Source organism: Novosphingobium sp. BL-S-34 (assembly GCF_056857015.1).
Window position 1 is genome coordinate 630,180 of the sequence record NZ_CM166472.1, and the last position, 15,804, is coordinate 645,983.

At 65.2% G+C, this 15,804-nt stretch carries 16 protein-coding genes; 6 read left to right on the forward strand and 10 right to left on the reverse strand.

All coding sequences use genetic code 11. The features are described 5' to 3' along the window. Positions 1 to 10: 10 nt before the first annotated feature. From AC1VV3_RS02940 to AC1VV3_RS02975, 8 genes are all read right to left on the reverse strand, one after another. The gene (locus tag AC1VV3_RS02940) at positions 11 to 1,054 is read right to left on the reverse strand and encodes a DUF481 domain-containing protein (RefSeq protein WP_431567452.1); all 1,044 of its coding nucleotides are present in this window, start codon (positions 1,052 to 1,054) and stop codon (positions 11 to 13) included. 47 nt (positions 1,055 to 1,101) lie between these two features. Next, positions 1,102 to 1,875, reverse strand: a complete 774-nt coding sequence (locus tag AC1VV3_RS02945) for an ABC transporter permease (RefSeq protein ID WP_132262921.1) — start codon at positions 1,873 to 1,875, stop codon at positions 1,102 to 1,104. Continuing rightward, complete coding sequence (locus AC1VV3_RS02950; RefSeq protein ID WP_132262923.1) at positions 1,872 to 2,807, reverse strand: ABC transporter ATP-binding protein; 936 nt, start codon at positions 2,805 to 2,807, stop codon at positions 1,872 to 1,874. Before AC1VV3_RS02950 ends, AC1VV3_RS02945 begins: the two co-directional genes overlap by 4 nt. Before the next feature lie 42 nt (positions 2,808 to 2,849). Continuing rightward, positions 2,850 to 3,884, reverse strand: coding sequence for a tRNA preQ1(34) S-adenosylmethionine ribosyltransferase-isomerase QueA (queA, locus tag AC1VV3_RS02955; RefSeq protein ID WP_431567451.1), 1,035 nt, complete (start codon positions 3,882 to 3,884; stop codon positions 2,850 to 2,852). A 53-nt stretch (positions 3,885 to 3,937) separates the two neighbouring features. Next, a complete protein-coding gene (locus AC1VV3_RS02960) occupies positions 3,938 to 4,624 on the reverse strand; it encodes a peptidylprolyl isomerase (protein ID WP_132262927.1) in 687 nt (228 codons plus the stop codon). Between the two features lie 111 nt (positions 4,625 to 4,735). Further along, a complete protein-coding gene (coaD, locus tag AC1VV3_RS02965; protein ID WP_132262929.1) occupies positions 4,736 to 5,254 on the reverse strand; it encodes a pantetheine-phosphate adenylyltransferase in 519 nt (172 codons plus the stop codon). After that, complete coding sequence (locus AC1VV3_RS02970) at positions 5,254 to 6,162, reverse strand: polyprenyl synthetase family protein (protein WP_132262930.1); 909 nt, start codon at positions 6,160 to 6,162, stop codon at positions 5,254 to 5,256. Before AC1VV3_RS02970 ends, coaD begins: the two co-directional genes overlap by 1 nt. Before the next feature lie 3 nt (positions 6,163 to 6,165). Continuing rightward, on the reverse strand, positions 6,166 to 6,450 hold the full coding sequence (locus tag AC1VV3_RS02975) for an exodeoxyribonuclease VII small subunit (RefSeq protein WP_132264115.1): 285 nt from the start codon (positions 6,448 to 6,450) through the stop codon (positions 6,166 to 6,168). 140 nt (positions 6,451 to 6,590) lie between these two features. On the opposite strand from AC1VV3_RS02975, the gene purL reads away from it, so the two are divergent. Further along, positions 6,591 to 8,762 carry a phosphoribosylformylglycinamidine synthase subunit PurL gene (gene purL, locus AC1VV3_RS02980; RefSeq protein ID WP_431567450.1) on the forward strand — a complete coding sequence of 724 codons (2,172 nt, stop codon included), beginning with the start codon at positions 6,591 to 6,593 and terminating at the stop codon, positions 8,760 to 8,762. A 67-nt stretch (positions 8,763 to 8,829) separates the two neighbouring features. Here the strand turns inward: purL and AC1VV3_RS02985 are convergent, their stop codons facing one another. Continuing rightward, a complete protein-coding gene (locus AC1VV3_RS02985; RefSeq protein WP_431567449.1) occupies positions 8,830 to 9,489 on the reverse strand; it encodes a DUF1345 domain-containing protein in 660 nt (219 codons plus the stop codon). 14 nt (positions 9,490 to 9,503) lie between these two features. Beyond that, positions 9,504 to 10,388, reverse strand: a complete 885-nt coding sequence (serB, locus tag AC1VV3_RS02990) for a phosphoserine phosphatase SerB (protein WP_132262934.1) — start codon at positions 10,386 to 10,388, stop codon at positions 9,504 to 9,506. Between serB and miaA the strand changes: the two genes are divergently transcribed. The 5 genes from miaA (at position 10,381) to AC1VV3_RS03015 (ending at position 15,774) form a co-directional block, all read left to right on the forward strand. Beyond that, positions 10,381 to 11,373 (forward strand): tRNA (adenosine(37)-N6)-dimethylallyltransferase MiaA, encoded by a 993-nt coding sequence (gene miaA / locus AC1VV3_RS02995; protein ID WP_431567448.1) that lies wholly within the window; start codon positions 10,381 to 10,383, stop codon positions 11,371 to 11,373. The two genes, serB and miaA, sit on opposite strands and share 8 nt — an antisense overlap. 218 nt (positions 11,374 to 11,591) lie before the next feature. After that, positions 11,592 to 13,334 carry a biosynthetic-type acetolactate synthase large subunit gene (gene ilvB, locus AC1VV3_RS03000; RefSeq protein ID WP_431567447.1) on the forward strand — a complete coding sequence of 581 codons (1,743 nt, stop codon included), beginning with the start codon at positions 11,592 to 11,594 and terminating at the stop codon, positions 13,332 to 13,334. A 31-nt stretch (positions 13,335 to 13,365) separates the two neighbouring features. Beyond that, positions 13,366 to 13,884 carry an acetolactate synthase small subunit gene (gene ilvN / locus AC1VV3_RS03005; RefSeq protein WP_054441698.1) on the forward strand — a complete coding sequence of 173 codons (519 nt, stop codon included), beginning with the start codon at positions 13,366 to 13,368 and terminating at the stop codon, positions 13,882 to 13,884. A 103-nt stretch (positions 13,885 to 13,987) separates the two neighbouring features. Then, positions 13,988 to 15,007: a ketol-acid reductoisomerase gene (gene ilvC / locus AC1VV3_RS03010; protein ID WP_054441697.1), complete on the forward strand. Its 1,020-nt coding sequence runs from the start codon at positions 13,988 to 13,990 to the stop codon at positions 15,005 to 15,007. Positions 15,008 to 15,117: 110 nt separating this feature from the next. Then, entirely contained in the window at positions 15,118 to 15,774 is a 657-nt protein-coding gene (locus AC1VV3_RS03015; protein ID WP_132262942.1) for a YceI family protein, read from the forward strand. Positions 15,775 to 15,804: the final 30 nt, after the last annotated feature.

Consider the following 15,804-nt stretch of genomic DNA (forward strand, 5'->3'; position numbering starts at 1 on the left):
GTTACAGCCTTCAGAAGCCGTAGACCAGTGAGAAGCGCGAGATGGTGTCGGTCCGCAGCGATCCGTCCGGCGGCGAGGTTTCATGCTCGATCGAATAGGACATCCGCGCCTTCAGCCCTTTGGCCATGCCGGCTTCGAGGCCGGTGGCCGATGTGAAGGTACTGTTGCCGGTCTCGATGTAGGACGAGGCATCTTGTGTCAGCTTGATCGTCGGCCCGACCTGCCAGTCGAAATCGATCGATGTCAGTCCCGACCATGTCGTTTCCTGCGGCACGGTTACGTAGCGCGTGCGGCGAAGCGCCGGTCCGACTTCCAGCGAGAGCGTCACATTGTCGCGCTTCAGGACGCGGTAGCCGAGACCGCCGGACAGCGAGTAACGGTCGAGGAAGCCCTGGATCCGGTCCTTTTCGTATTGCACGCGGCCATATGTGAAGAGGCCGTCGTTCAGTGTGTAGCGCGGCTGGTAGCTGGCCCCGTACTGTTCGCGCGAAACGACCCCGCGGTCCTTCTGATAATCGGCATTGAGCTGCACGGTGTGCTGCCAGTTGAGGCCCTTGCGGTCGAGCTTGACCGCGCCGGTATAGCCGAAATTGCTGGTATTGCCGGTTGCGCGGAAGGCACCGAGTTCGACTTTGCCCGTCCACAGCTCCAGCAGCGCGGCGCGGCGGATGCGCTCCCTTTCAGCGTTCGCCTTGTCCGCGATCTCCTGGGCGTTCGCATCCAGGAACGCCTGGTGGATCGCGCGGATCTCGTCCTTGTCATAAGGCTGCGTGGAGAGCGCGGCCTTCACCACGGCACCGACGACGGCGGAATCCTTGGTCTTGACCGCCGCTTCGAGCATCGATTTCACATTGCCCGGCAGGCGCGGCGGCGACGCGGCGATGTAAGGCGGCGGAGCGACATAGTCCGGCAGTTCGAGGCGCACCGGCAGTTCCTCGACGGGGAACAGCGGCACCAGTTCCAGCTCGGGGAAAGTCTCGAAATGATAGGGCTGAAACTGAACCGACAGGGGTTCCTGGGCCTGCGCCGAGACGGCGATGAACAGAGCAGGCACACTAAAACAAACAGCCGAACGCATTGTCATGTCACGATATTACCGATTCAGGCGCGCAGGCGCCACCCCGTGCGGAAGATCCAGGCGATGAAGCTGATGCACAGCGCCAGGAAGCCCAGCGTCATGCCCAGCGACAGGCCGATCGGGAAATCGGAACTGCCATAGAAGCACCAGCGCAGTCCGTTGACCAGATAGACGACCGGATTTGCCATCGCCACAGACCGCCAGGGCTCGGGGAGCAGGTCGATGGAGTAGAAGGTGCCGCCCAGGAATGTCAGCGGCACGATGAACAGCACCGGAACGATGCCCAGCTTTTCGAAACTGTCCGCCCAGATGCCCAGGATGAAGCCGAACAGCGAGAAGCTCGCCGAAACCAGCAGGATGAAGCCCAGCGCATAGAACGGATGGGCCACCGTATAGTCGACGAAGAACGTGGCGGTGGTCAGGATGATAGCCGCCAGGATCAGCGACTTGGTGGCCGCTGCACCCACGAAGCCGATCAGCGTCTCGGCCACGCCGACGGGCGCCGAAAGCAGCTCGTAGATCGCGCCGGTGAAGCGCGGCATGTAGATGCCGAAGCTACCGTTCGAGGTGCTTTCGCTGAGCAGGGTCAGCAGCAGCAGGCCCGGCACGATGAAGGCGCCGTAGTTCACCCCGGCCATGCCCGAATCCATCTTGCTGCCGATCGCCGCGCCGAACACGACGAAGTAGAGCACGGTCGTCAGCACCGGCCCGAGGATCGACTGCATGGCCGTGCGCAGGGCCCGCATGACCTCGCGCTTGTAGATGGTCCAGGTGCTGCGTGCGTTGAAGGCGATCATGCCGCCGCTCCTTCCAGAAGGTCGACGAAGATGTCTTCGAGGCTCGATTCGCGAATGTCGATGGCGGTATAGTCGATGCCGTTCGCGACGAGGTCCTTGGTCAGCTGCGCCACTTGCGCCTTGCCGCCGCCCGAACCGTCGCCGCCGCGATAGACCAGTTCCAGCCCGTCGTCCGCGAGCGTGAGATTGTAGTCCGCCAGGGCCGCGGGAATGGCGGGCAGCGGCACGGGAAGGCCGATATGCGCCTCGGTACGGCCCAGCCGCTTCATCAGCGAGCGGGTGTCCTCGACCATGCGGATGCTGCCGGCCTGGATGATCCCGACGCGGTCGGCCATCTCCTCGGCCTCTTCGATATAGTGCGTGGTGAGGATGATCGTGGTGCCGCGGTCACGGAGTTGGGCGATCTGCGCCCACATGTCGCGTCGCAGTTCCACGTCGACGCCGGCGGTCGGCTCGTCCAGGAACAGCAGGTCCGGTTCGTGCGCCAGCGCCTTGGCGATCAGCACGCGCCGCTTCATGCCGCCGGAAAGCGCGCGGATCTGCGACTTGCGCTTGTCCCACAGGCTGAGCGCGCGCAAGATTTCCTCGATCCGCGCGGCATCGGGCGCCAGCCCGAACAACCCGCGCGAATAGTTGACGGAATGGAGGACCGTCTCGAACATGTCGGTCGCCAGTTCCTGCGGCACCAGACCGATGCGGGCACGCAGTGCGCGCCAGCCGTGAGTCATGTCCTCTCCAAAAGCGCGGATCGTCCCGCTGCTCGGTCGGACCAGGCCGCAGACGGCGCCGATCAGCGTGGTCTTGCCGGCACCATTGGGGCCGAGCAGTGCGAAGATCTCGCCCTTGTTGATCGTGAGGTCCACGCCCTGGAGCGCGGTGAAGCCCCCGGCGTAAGTCTTGGTCAGGCCGCTGATTTCGAGAATGGGTTCCATGGAGCGCGTGATGCGCGAAACCGGTGACAGTTCCAAGTCCCCTCAGGGTAAAAGTAGACTGGAATCTCCGTAGGAATAGAAGCGGTAACCCTCACCGATGGCATGGGCGTAGACTTCCTGCATCCGCTCCAGTCCCATCAGCGCCGAGACCAGCATGAACAGCGTGGACTTCGGCAAGTGGAAGTTGGTCATCAGCCCGTCGATCGCCTTGAAGCGGTAGCCCGGGGTGATGAAGATCGCGGTATCGCCTTCGAAGGGACGAATCACATCGTCCTCCCCGGTCGCGCTTTCGAGCAGGCGCAGGCTGGTGGTGCCGACCGCGATGACCCGGCCGCCCGCCGCGCGCGCGGCGTTGAGACGGTTCGCAGTCTCTGCGTCGATCCGGCCCCATTCGGCATGCATGCGGTGGTCCGCGGTCTCCTCGGCCTTGACCGGGAGGAAGGTGCCTGCGCCGACATGGAGCGTGAGCGTCTCGCGCTTCACGCCTGCCGCGTCCAGCCGCTCGATGAGTTCGGGCGTGAAATGCAGCGCCGCGGTGGGCGCCGCTACGGCGCCCTTTTCGCGCGCGAACATGGTCTGGTAGTCGCTGGCGTCCTGCTCGTCGGTCTCGCGCTTGCCGGCTATATAGGGCGGCAGCGGCATGCGCCCTGCCCTTTCGAGCAGGACTTCGACGGGCTCGTCGCCTTCGAAGTGCAAGGTCCAGCTGCCGTCATCGTGCCGTTCTTCGGCAAGTGCCGTGACGTCGGCAGGAAATTCGATGCGGTCGCCGGCCTTCAGGCGCTTGGCATTGCGGACGAAAGCCTGCCAGCGGCGCAAGTCCATGCGCTTGTGCAGGGTGGCGCCGATCCGCGCTTCTCCGCGGCGCCCTTCGAGCTGGGCGGGAATGACGCGGGTGTCGTTGAAGACCAGGACGTCGCCGGCCTGCAGTTCGCCGGGAAGATCGCGCACGACGCGTTCGACCATCGGGCCTGCAGCGCGCCCCTGCACCACCAGCATCCGCGCCGAATCGCGAGGACGTGCAGGACGCAGGGCGATATTCTCAGGCGGAAGGTCGAAGTCGAAAAGGTCAACGCGCATGGAGCGCCCTCTAGGGGCGCTCACACGCGGCGTCATCCATTTTTCGCGTCAGGTCAGTTCGACTTCGACTTGCTGAGCTGGTCGGCCGTGATCGACTGCGGCGCCGGGGCGACCGGAGCAACCGGCGGCGGTGCCTTGTGCTCGGAAGCCAGCGAAGCCTGGACGATCTTCGTCGGGTTCTGCGGCGGCTCGCCGCGCTGGATCGCGTCGACGTACTGCATGCCCGAAATCACGCGGCCGAAGTTCGTGTACTTACGGTCCAGCGAGAAGCGCGGGTAGAACACGATGAAGAACTGGCTGTTGGCGCTGTTCGGCTCGTTGGTGCGGGCCATCGAGACGGTGCCGCGAACATGCGGCATCGCGTTGAATTCGGCGGTGAGGTCCGGAAGCTGCGAGCCGCCCTGCCCGGTGCCCGTCGGATCACCGGTCTGCGCCATGAAGCCGTCGATCACGCGGTGGAATATCTGACCGTTGTAGAAGCCCTGCGCCGCCAGCGTCTTGACCCGCTCGACGTGATGCGGCGCCCATTCCGGCATGAGCCGAATGGCGACGCGGCCGCCGTCCGAGAGATCGAGCAGGAGCACGTTCTCGGGCTGGTGCGTGACGTCGGGATCGACGAAAGTGGGCAGCGCTGCCACCGGCGGCGTCGGGGTCGGATCTTCCTTCTTCTTGGCCAGAGCAGGCGTAGCCGCCAGCGCCAGGCCGATCATCGTCGCGGTAAGGGTCAGGCGAAACGTCATCGAATACTCACAGGAAGGAAGCCGTTCAGGCCAGGGGCGATAGTGCCCCGCTGCTGACGTGACAATGAATGAATTTGTCGCAAGGACCGCGTGGAGGGTTCTGCGAGGTTCTCAGTAGTCGCCGAGGAGACCGTTGCGGGAGACTCTCGCCATCACGTCCTCGCGCACGGCGGGGCTCACGAACTTGGCGATTTCCCCGCCGAACATGGCGATTTCCTTGACCAGCTTGGAGGCGATCGGCTGGAGGCTGACGTCCGCCATCAGGAACACCGTCTCGATGGAAGGATTGAGCTGCTGGTTCATGCCCGCCATCTGGTACTCGTACTCGAAGTCCGCGACGGCGCGCAGCCCCCTCACGATGACGCTGGCCCCCTGCTTCTGCGCGAACTTCATCAGCAACGCGTTGAAGCCTACCACGGTGACGTTCTCGATCCCCAGCGCCGCCACTTCGCGCTCGACCATGGCCATGCGTTCTTCGGGCGTGAACAGCGGATTCTTCGAAGGGTTTGTCGTCACGCCGATAATCAGGCGATCGACCAGCTTGGCGCCGCGCCGGATGATATCAGCATGGCCCAGCGTGATGGGATCGAAAGTGCCGGGATAGACCCCGATACGTTCACCAAGGCTCATCAATGATCCCTCTCGATGATATAGCGCGCCACGGCACGCAGCAGGTCGGCTTCCTTGCCGTGCTGCGCCAGGTGGCCGATAGCCTGTTCGACCAGCATGCGGGCCTGTTCGCGGGCGCGATCCGGGCCGAGCAGCGAGACGAACGTCTCCTTGCCCGCCGTGGCGTCCTTGCCCACGGCCTTGCCGGCGACGGAAGCGTCGCCCTCATGATCGATGAGGTCGTCCGCGATCTGGAAGGCGAGGCCGATGTCCCGCGCGTAGCCGCGCAAGTGGGCGCGACCTTCCGGCGGCAGGCGCCCGAGGATAGCACCCATCTCCACCGCCGCGCCCAGCAGCGCGCCGGTCTTGAGCTGCTGCAGCCGCGTGACGGTCTGGAGGTCGAATTCGCTGGTCTCGGCCACGAGGTCCATCATCTGCCCGCCGGCCATGCCCTGCGCACCGCTGGCATGACCCAGCGCCTGCACGAGTTCGATGCGGGTGAAGGGATCCGCGCTCGTGGCCGGATCGCCCAGCACCTCGAAAGCGAAGGCATGGAGCGAGTCGCCCGCCAGCACGGCCGTGGCCTCGTCGAAGGCGAGATGAAGCGTGGGCTTGCCGTGGCGCAGGGCGTCATCGTCCATGCACGGCAGGTCATCATGGATCAGCGAATAGACGTGGATCGATTCGATGGCGATGGCTGCGCGAATCGCCGCCTCGCGCACGACGCCGTACATTTCCGCGACTCCGGCCAGCAGCAGCGGCCGCAAACGCTTGCCGCCGCCGATCGCGGCGTAGCGCATGGCCTCCACCAGCCGTGCCCGGGCATCGTCGGGAACCGGCAGCAGCGCATCGAAGGCGCCGTCGATTTCCTCGGCTATGCGGGCGAGGCCTTCGGAAAGGATCGGATCGGTCACGGCGACCTCACTCACGAATCAGCGATCCGCCGCGTCGAACGGCTGGGTTCCTGCCGGAGCCCCATCCGGCCCGGCGACGATGCGCTCGATCCGTGCCTGCGCGGCATCGAGCCGCTTCTGGCAATGCTGGCGCAGCGCTTCGCCGCGTTCGTAGAGCGTGATCGAGTCGTCGAGCGGCACATCGCCGCTTTCGAGGCGACGCACCACGTCCTCCAGCGCACGCAGCGCATCTTCGAAACTCATGCCCGCAATATCTGGGCCGGCACTATTGGGGGCGCCAATTTCAGCACTGTTCTCAGTCATGCCCACCGCAATGGAGCGGCCGCGTTCGGCGGTCAAGGCGGGACTGGGGGACGGCACTTCGGCAAACGGCGAGGGGCACGGCGAAATGGCCTTGTTTTTACGTCTAGCGAAGCGCCACGCTCGGCGCTAAGGCGCGTCGCATGTCCGAAATCACTCCCGATGTCGTCGAGGCGCATGGCCTCAATTCCGAGGAATACGAGCGGGTCCTGAACGCGCTCGGCCGAGAGCCCAACCTGGTTGAGCTTGGCATCTTCTCGGTCATGTGGTCCGAGCACTGCTCGTACAAGTCGAGCCGCTTCCACCTGAAGCAGCTGCCCACGAAGGCCCCCTGGGTCATCTGCGGCCCCGGCGAAAACGCCGGCGTGATCGACATCGGTGACGGACAGGCCGCCATCTTCAAGATGGAAAGCCACAACCACCCAAGCTACATCGAGCCGTTCCAGGGCGCGGCCACCGGCGTCGGCGGCATTCTGCGCGACGTCTTCACCATGGGCGCCCGCCCGGTCGCGAACATGAACGCCCTGCGCTTCGGCCGCCCCGAGCATCCGAAGATGAAGCACCTGGTGCAGGGCGTGGTCGAGGGCATCGGCTCCTACGGCAACTGCGTGGGCGTGCCCACCGTGGGCGGCGAGACGAACTTCCACAAGGCCTACGACGGCAACATCCTGGTCAACGCCATGACCGTGGGCGTCGCCGATACGGACAAGATCTTCTACTCGGCCGCCACCGGCCTCGGTAACCCCATCGTCTACGTCGGCTCCAAGACCGGCCGCGACGGCATCCACGGCGCCACCATGGCTTCGGCCGATTTCGACGAGCATTCGGACGAGAAGCGCCCGACCGTGCAGGTGGGCGATCCCTTCACCGAAAAGCTGCTGATCGAGGCCTGCCTCGAACTCATGGCCACCGACGCCATCGTCGCGATCCAGGACATGGGCGCGGCCGGCCTCACTTCCTCGTCGGTCGAAATGGCCAGCAAGGGCGGTGCCGGCATTCGCCTGAACATGAACAATGTGCCCTGCCGCGAAGAGGCGATGACGCCTTACGAGATGATGCTTTCGGAAAGCCAGGAGCGCATGCTCATGGTGCTCCAGCCCGGCAAGGAGCCGATGGCCGAGGCGATCTTCAAGAAGTGGGAACTGGACTTTGCCGTGATCGGCGAAGTGACCGACACCGGCCACATGGTTCTCGAATTCAATGGCGAAGTGGTCTGCGACATCCCGCTCGGCCCGCTGGCCGACGACGCGCCGGAATACGAGCGTCCCTACGTTTCGCCTGAAGAATACAAGGCCTGGGCCAAGGTTCCGGCCCTGGGCGAGGTAGCGGAAAGCGCCGACATCGGCGCCGACCTGCTCAAGCTGATGGGCACGGTGGACCTCGCCTCGCGCAAGTGGATCTGGGAACAGTACGACAGCCAGGTCGGCGGCGACACGATGCAGAAGTCCGGCGGCGACGCGGCCGTGGTGCGCATCCACAACACGCCCAAGGCGCTGGCGATCAGCACCGACTGCTCGCCCCGCTACTGCTATGCCGACCCCTATGAGGGCGGCAAGCAGGCCGTGGCCGAGACTTATCGCAACATCAGCGCGGTGGGCGGCCTTCCGCTTGCCATCACCAACTGCCTGAACTTCGCGAACCCGCAGCGCCCCGAAATCATGGCGCAGATCGTCGGCTGCCTGAACGGCATGGGCGATGCCTGCCGCGCGCTCGACTATCCGATCGTCTCGGGCAACGTCTCGCTCTACAACGAATCGAAGGCCACCGGCGGCGGCTCGGCGATCCTGCCGACCCCGGCGATCGGCGGCGTGGGGATCCTGGCCGACCACGAGAAGATGGCGACTGTCGCCTTCAAGAATGTCGGCGACGAGATCTTCCTGCTCGGCGCGCCTGAGGGCAAGCTCGGTTCGCACCTCGGCCAGTCGCTCTGGCTGCGCGAGATCGCGGGCCAGGAAGCCGGCGAAGCACCAAGGGTCGATCTCACTGTCGAGGCCGAGAACGGCGCCGCGATCCGCGAGTGGATCGGCGCGGGCAAGGTTACCGCGGTCCATGACGTCAGCGACGGCGGCCTGCTCGTGGCCCTGGCCGAAATGGCGCTTGCCAGCGGCCTCGGCTGCAATCTCGACGTGGAACTGAGCACGGCCGAGGCCTTCGGCGAAGACCAGAGCCGCTACCTCGTCACCGCCCCCGCCGGCACCGAACTGCCCGGCGCGCGCCGCATCGGCACTGTTGCAGGCACCAAGGTCGCCGGCAACGAAGTCAGCGATCTTCGCGACGCCAACGAAGCGTTCTTCAGGGACTGGATGGAGGGCTGATCGCTCTTCGTCCCGGAACGGAACCGGAAAAAGGGCGCCCCGACGGGCGCCCTTTTTTTCTGCTCGGTCAACCGCCCCCGGTGGAAGAGGCCAGCACGTTTACCGTCAATGCCAGGATGCCGAGGTTGAAGGCGAAAGCGAACAGGCCGTGGAAGGTGGAAACCCGTCGCAGGTCCGAATCGGTGATCTCGATGTCCGCGGTCTGGCAGGTCATGCCGATCACGAAGGCGAAGTTCACGAAGTCGGCAAAATCGGGCACGCAGCCGCCGGGGAAGTCCAGGCCTTCGTGATCTCCGCCGTCGCGGGAGGAATAATAGAGCCGCGCGTAATGGAAGGCGTAGATGAGGTTGGCGAAAGTCCAGCAGGCCAGCAGCGTCACCACCAGCAGCGCAATCTCGCCGGGCACCAGGCTCTGGTTGTCGAGCACCAGAGTGCCGAGCGCGGCGAGAATGATCGAGGATATCAGCCCGGTCAGCAGAAGCAGCAGGACCTGCCCCGCATCGTCGCGCTTGGCCTGACGGCGCATCACATCGGCCGTGCCGCCGCGCCATAGCGGGATGCAGCTCAGGGTGAAGACGATCACGGCAAGATCGAACGCGGTCACGACCGCCTCGACCTTGCGCATCACGGACAGCAGCGGCCAGGGCGAGAGCAGAAGCGCGGCCAGGAACAGCAGATAGCGCGGGTGAGACAGCCGACTGAGAAAAGAAGTTTCATCGCCGGCCATCATCGTCGCCTTTCCTAGATGCGAACCCATTCCTGCTCGTCGATGCCGAGCAGCCGCAGCACGCTGGTGAGATCGCCGCGGTCGACCCAGCCGTTCGCCGCAGCGCGCGCCTTGGGCTTGGCGTGATAGGCGATACCGTAAGTCGCGGCTTCCAGCATGGGAATGTCGTTCGCGCCGTCGCCCGTGGCAAGGCTGGTGACGTCGTCGCCCAGCGCCGCCATCTCGGCCAGCAGCGTCGCCTTCTTGACCGCGCTGTCGACGATCGGGCCGGCAAGGCCGCCCGTCAGCTTGCCGTCGGCCACTTCCAGCCGATTGCCGACCACATGCTCGAAACCGAGCTGCGCGGCGACCGGATCGGCGAAGTGGTGGAAGCCGCCGGTCACCAGGACGGTGCGGCAGCCGAACTTCTTGAGCGTCTCCACCAGCGTGCGCGCGCCCGGCATCGGCCGGATGCGGCTGGCGAGGCATTCCTCGATGGCGCCGACCGAAAGGCCCCTGAGCAGTCCGACTCGTTCCAGAAGGGCTTGCTCGAAGTCGAGTTCGCCCTGCATGGCCCGCTCGGTGATCTCGGCGATGCGCTCCTTGAGGCCCGCGAAGTCACCCAGTTCGTCGATGCATTCCTGGCCGATCATGGTCGAATCCATGTCGGAGATGAACAGCCCGGGAATCGTCGGCTCATGATCGCAGACCAGGCCGTCGGTCGGCGCGAAATGGTCATCCAGGGCCTTGCGCAGCGCGGCGGCGTCATCGTCGGGCGAGGCAAGCTGCATGGTCTTGCCGCAGAAATCGAGCATCGCCGCCGAAGCGAGCCGCACACCGCTTTCCTGCATTTCGGCCCGCGCCGCATCGATTCTTGCCGAGAGGTGGTCCGGTTCTGCTATCAGCCGCGCAATGAGCACTGCGAATTCCCTTGAAGCTGCGTATGAAAATTCCACTGGCGACCGCGAAAAGCCACCCCTCGCGCTCATCGCAGGGCCAACCGCCAGCGGCAAGAGCGATTGTGCCGTGGCGCTGGCACAGGAGCTGGAACGGCGCGGTCGGCGGGCCGTGGTCGTCAATGCCGACAGTTCGCAGGTCTATGCCGACCTGACCGTGCTCAGCGCCCGCCCCACGGCGGAGGAAATGGGCGGCATCGAGCACCGCCTGTTCGGCGCCTGGGACGGGGCCGAGACCTGCTCCGCCGCCGAATGGGCCCGCGCCGCGCGCGCGGCCATCGCCGCAGTCCATGCCGAGGGCGCCGTGCCCGTGCTGGTGGGCGGCACCGGCCTTTATATACGCACGCTCCTGGACGGCATCGCTCCCGTCCCCGCAATCGATCCGGACGTGCGCGACGCGGTCCGCGCCCTCCCCGTTGCCGAGGCCTATGCCGCCTTGCAGGGCGAGGACCCCGAACGCGCCGCGCGCCTCGCCCCCGCAGACAGCGCGCGCATCGCCCGCGCCCTGGAAGTCGTCCGCTCTACCGGCCTGCCGATTGCTCATTGGCAGGCCCGGACCAGCGGCGGCATCGGCAGCGATGTCTCGCTTCACGCCGCGATCCTGCTTCCCGAACGCCAGGCCCTCTACCGCCGCTGCGACGTGCGGTTCGCGCGCATGATCGAGCGCGGCGCCGTCACCGAAGTGGAGAGGCTGCTCGCCCGCGGCCTCGATCCCGACCTGCCGGTGATGCGCGCCATCGGCGTGCCGGAACTCGCCGCCGTTCTGCGCGGGGAAAGTGTGCTGGAGGAGGCCGTGGCCCGGGGATCGCAGGCCACCCGCAACTACGCCAAGCGTCAGTTCACCTGGTTGCGCCACCAGCCCCCGCAAGATTGGGCAAGGATCGAGTTCGAATATTTCGACCAAAAAACCCTTCAAGATAGATTATTTCACGTTATAGGGTTGACGTAATATTTTCGGCCCCTTAGAGCGCCCTCACCTGCTGATGAAAGTATGCAGGGAGGAGAGGGAGGACCCGGCACGGCGCCCGTCGTGTCGGGTCGGTTTCATTATAGTTCGCCCAAGGGCGCGCTATGGTTTTTTGGTAATGCGTGACCTTCGTGGCGCGCAATATTCGAAGGGCAGCCCTTCCCTCGGGAAACGCCCACGAATCGGTAAAGGAATGTGTTGTGACTGAAGAGCGCAGCGGCGCGAACATCCTGGTCGAAAGCCTGGTCAAGCAGGGGGTCGAATTCGTATTCGGGTATCCCGGCGGCGCCGTGCTACCGATCTACGATGCTCTATTCGGCGACGAGCGACTTCGGCACATCCTGGTCCGTCACGAAGCCGGCGCGGCCCACGCAGCCGAAGGTTATGCGCGTTCGACCGGCAAGCCCGGCGTCGTTCTCGTCACCTCGGGCCCGGGCGCAACCAATGCCATCACCGGTATTGCCGATGCTTTCATGGATTCGATTCCGCTGGTCATCATCACCGGCCAGGTGCCGACGGCGCTGATCGGCTCGGACGCTTTCCAGGAAGCGGACACGGTCGGCATCTCGCGCCACTGCACCAAGCATAACTACCTGGTGAAGGACCCGGCCGAACTGGCAGGCATCATCGACGAGGCGTTCCAGATCGCCACGTCCGGCCGTCCCGGCCCGGTGCTGATCGACATCCCCAAGGACGTCCAGATCGCCTCCGCCGCCTGGAACGATGCCCCGGCGCAGCGCCGCCAGCGCTATTCGCCGCGCACCGAAGGCACGGCGGACGAGATCGCGCAGGCGGTCGAACTGCTGGCCAAGGCCAAGGCGCCGGTGTTCTATACCGGCGGCGGCGTCATCAACTCCGGCCCGCGCGCCACGACCCTGCTGCGTGAGCTTCAGGCCAGGACCGGCGCGCCCGTCACGTCCACCCTCATGGGCCTCGGCGCCTTCCCCGCAGACCATGCCGACTGGCTGGGGATGCTGGGCATGCACGGCACCTACGAGGCCAACCTGGCGATGAACCAGGCCGACCTGATCGTCTGCGTCGGCGCCCGTTTCGATGACCGCGTGACCGGCCGTCTCGACGCTTTTGCGCCGAATTCGACCAAGATCCACATCGACATCGACCGCGCCTCGATCAACAAGACGGTTCGCGTCGACCTGCCGATCATCGGCGACTGCGCCACCGTGCTCGACCAGATCCTGACGCTCTGGGGCGACCGCAAGGGTCAGGACCTGGCGCCGTGGAAGGCCCGCGTGGAGGAATGGCGCGGCAAGAAGAGCCTGTCCTTCCCGCTTTCGAAGAAGGCGATCATGCCGCAGCTGGCGGTCCAGCGCCTGTTCGAGCTGACCAGGGACAAGGACCCGGTGATCTCCACCGAAGTCGGCCAGCACCAGATGTGGGCGGCGCAGTATTTCCACTTCTTCGGTCCGAACAAGTGGCTGACCTCGGGCGGTCTCGGCACGATGGGCTACGGCCTGCCCGCCGCGATCGGCGCGCAGCTCGGCAATCCGGACAGCCTGGTCATCGACATCGCCGGGGACGCCTCGATCCAGATGAACATCCAGGAACTGGGCACCGCCACCCAGTACCGCCTGCCGGTGAAGATCTTCATCCTCAACAACGAGTGGATGGGCATGGTCCGCCAGTGGCAGGAACTCACTTACGAGAGCCGCTACTCGCAGTCCTATTCGGACAGCCTGCCGGACTTCGTGAAGCTGGCTGAAGCTTACGGGTGGAAGGGCATCCGCATCGAGAACGAAAGCCAGCTCGATGCCGGCATCCAGGAAATGATCGACTACGACGGTCCCGTCATCGTCGACTGCCTGGTCGCCAAGGAATCGAACTGCTTCCCGATGATCCCCTCGGGCGCGGCGCATACCGAAATGATCCTCTACGGCGACACCGTGGCCGGCACCATGGACGACGAAGCCAAGGCTCTGGTCTGAGAACGCGCGCGCAGGATCCGAAAGACATATCATGATGCACATCAAGCAAGAGGCCGAGGAACGCCACGTCCTCACCATCACCGTCGATAACGAGGCGGGCATTCTCGCCAAGATCGCCGGCCTGTTCACCGCGCGTGGCTACAACATCGACAGCCTTACCGTGGCCGACATCACCGAGAACCACGCGGTGAGCCGGATCACGATCGTCACGCACGGCCCGCCGAGCCAGATCGACCAGATCCACGCCCAGCTCGAACGCCTGGTGCCGGTGCACAAGGTGGTCGACCTCACCGAGGTAGGCCCTCACGTCGCCCGCGAACTGGCGCTCATCAAGGTGGCGGGCCTGGGCGAGAAGCGCGTCGAGGCGCTGCGCCTGGCCGACATCTTCCGCGCCAAGGCGGTGGACACCACCACCGGCAGCTTCATCTTCGAACTGACCGGCGCGCCGGACAAGATCGATACTTTCGTGCAGCTGATGCGCGACCTCGGCCTCGTCGAAGTCGGCCGTACCGGCATCGTCGCAATGATCCGCGGGCCGCACGAGGCTTAACCCATATCCTCCGGCCAGAAACCGGAACCAACCGACCATGCGCCACCGGCGCAAATCAATTAGGCCCCGCCTCACGGGGACGGGCCGTCGAAAGGGTAGTACAATGAAGGTCTATTACGACGCCGATTGCGACATCAACCTGATCACCGAAAAGAAGGTCGCGATCCTCGGCTACGGCAGCCAGGGTCATGCCCACGCGCAGAACCTGCGCGACTCGGGCGTCAAGGAAGTGGCCATCGCGCTTCGTCCCGGCTCGCCCTCTGCCAAGAAGGCCGAAGGCGCCGGCTTCAAGGTGCTTGCCAACGCCGAAGCGGCCGCATGGGCCGATGTGCTCATGATCCTCGCGCCCGACGAGCACCAGGCCGCGATCTATGCTGCCGACATTCATGAAAACCTGAAGCCCGGCGCGGCGCTGGCCTTCGCTCACGGCCTCAACGTCCACTTCGGCCTGATCGAACCGCGCGCCGACATCGACGTCATCATGATCGCGCCGAAGGGCCCGGGCCACACCGTTCGCGGCGAATACGTGAAGGGCGGCGGCGTGCCCTGCCTCGTCGCGATCCACCAGGACGTGACCGGCAATGCGCAGGACGTGGCCTTGGCCTACGCCTCGGGCGTCGGCGGCGGCCGTTCGGGCATCATCGAGACCAACTTCCGCGAGGAATGCGAAACCGACCTGTTCGGTGAGCAGGCCGTGCTTTGCGGCGGCACCACCGCGCTGGTCCAGGCCGGCTTCGAAACGCTGGTGGAAGCCGGCTACGCGCCGGAAATGGCCTACTTCGAATGCCTTCACGAGCTGAAGCTGATCGTCGACCTGATGTATGAAGGCGGCATCGCCAACATGCGCTACTCGATCTCGAACACCGCCGAATACGGCGACATCAAGACCGGCCCGCGCATCATCACCGAAGAAACCAAGAAGGAAATGAAGCGCGTTCTGGAAGACATCCAGTCGGGCCGTTTCGTGAAGGACTTCGTGCTCGACAACCGCGCCGGCCAGCCGGAACTGAAGGCTTCGCGCATCGCCGCCAAGCGTCACCCGATCGAGGAAACCGGCTCGAAGCTGCGCGCCATGATGCCCTGGATCGGCGCCAACGCCCTGGTCGACAAGGCGAAGAACTAAGCCTTGAGGTTCAAGGCAGAGAACTGATTTCTCTTACGCATTTCGCGTTTGACGAAGGTTCGGAGGCGGCGCAGAAATGCGCCGCCTCTTCTTTTTCGGGAGCATACCCAATGCGCCGCATCCATATCCCCCTCGTCCTCGCCGCCGCAGCCGCTCTCGCGGCCCCCGTCATCGCCCAGCCGGGCCCCGGCGGCCCGGGCGGCGGCCGCGAACGGATGGAAATGCTCCACGGCGCCGGCGCCCCCACGGATGTCAAGGCGGGCACTTACGCCGTCGAGCCTGCTCACACCCAGGTCACCTTCAGCGTCTCCCACATGGGAATCTCGCCTTTCGCGGGCACGTTCTCCGGCGCCAGCGGCTCGATGACGCTCGACCCCAAGAACCTTGCCGCCACCAAGCTCAACGTCACCATCCCGGTCACTTCGGTCCAGACCACCAGCGACAAGTTGACCGAGGAACTGCGCAGCGCAGACTGGCTCGACGCCGCCAAGTTCCCCACCGCGACGTTCGTCGCCACTTCGGTCACGCCGCGCGGTCCCGATGCCGCCGCGATCGACGGTACCCTCACGCTTCACGGCGTCAGCAAGCCGATCACCATCATGGCACGCTTCTTCGGCGCCGCGCAGAACCCGATGAGCAAGAAGGATTCGGTCGGCTTCCTGGCCCGCGCGATCATCAAGCGTTCGGACTTCGGCGTGACCAAGTACGTCCCGGTCGTTTCGGACGAGACGGTGCTCGTCATCAACGCCGCGTTCGAAAAGCAGTAACGCGGGCGTCATCGACCGTTCACGGCGGAT

What these genes read in the sequence shown, in the direction of transcription:
- ilvN (WP_054441698.1), top strand. Translation starts at nt 13,366, where the DNA reads ATGATGCACATCAAGCAAGAGGCCGAGGAACGCCACGTCCTCACCATC.
- ilvC (WP_054441697.1), top strand. Translation starts at nt 13,988, where the DNA reads ATGAAGGTCTATTACGACGCCGATTGCGACATCAACCTGATCACCGAA.
- purL (WP_431567450.1), top strand. Translation starts at nt 6,591, where the DNA reads ATGTCCGAAATCACTCCCGATGTCGTCGAGGCGCATGGCCTCAATTCC.
- queA (WP_431567451.1), bottom strand. Translation starts at nt 3,884, where the DNA reads ATGCGCGTTGACCTTTTCGACTTCGACCTTCCGCCTGAGAATATCGCC.
- miaA (WP_431567448.1), top strand. Translation starts at nt 10,381, where the DNA reads ATGAGCACTGCGAATTCCCTTGAAGCTGCGTATGAAAATTCCACTGGC.
- AC1VV3_RS02960 (WP_132262927.1), bottom strand. Translation starts at nt 4,624, where the DNA reads ATGACGTTTCGCCTGACCCTTACCGCGACGATGATCGGCCTGGCGCTG.
- AC1VV3_RS02945 (WP_132262921.1), bottom strand. Translation starts at nt 1,875, where the DNA reads ATGATCGCCTTCAACGCACGCAGCACCTGGACCATCTACAAGCGCGAG.
- AC1VV3_RS02975 (WP_132264115.1), bottom strand. Translation starts at nt 6,450, where the DNA reads ATGACTGAGAACAGTGCTGAAATTGGCGCCCCCAATAGTGCCGGCCCA.
- AC1VV3_RS02950 (WP_132262923.1), bottom strand. Translation starts at nt 2,807, where the DNA reads ATGGAACCCATTCTCGAAATCAGCGGCCTGACCAAGACTTACGCCGGG.
- AC1VV3_RS03015 (WP_132262942.1), top strand. Translation starts at nt 15,118, where the DNA reads ATGCGCCGCATCCATATCCCCCTCGTCCTCGCCGCCGCAGCCGCTCTC.
- coaD (WP_132262929.1), bottom strand. Translation starts at nt 5,254, where the DNA reads ATGAGCCTTGGTGAACGTATCGGGGTCTATCCCGGCACTTTCGATCCC.
- AC1VV3_RS02985 (WP_431567449.1), bottom strand. Translation starts at nt 9,489, where the DNA reads ATGGCCGGCGATGAAACTTCTTTTCTCAGTCGGCTGTCTCACCCGCGC.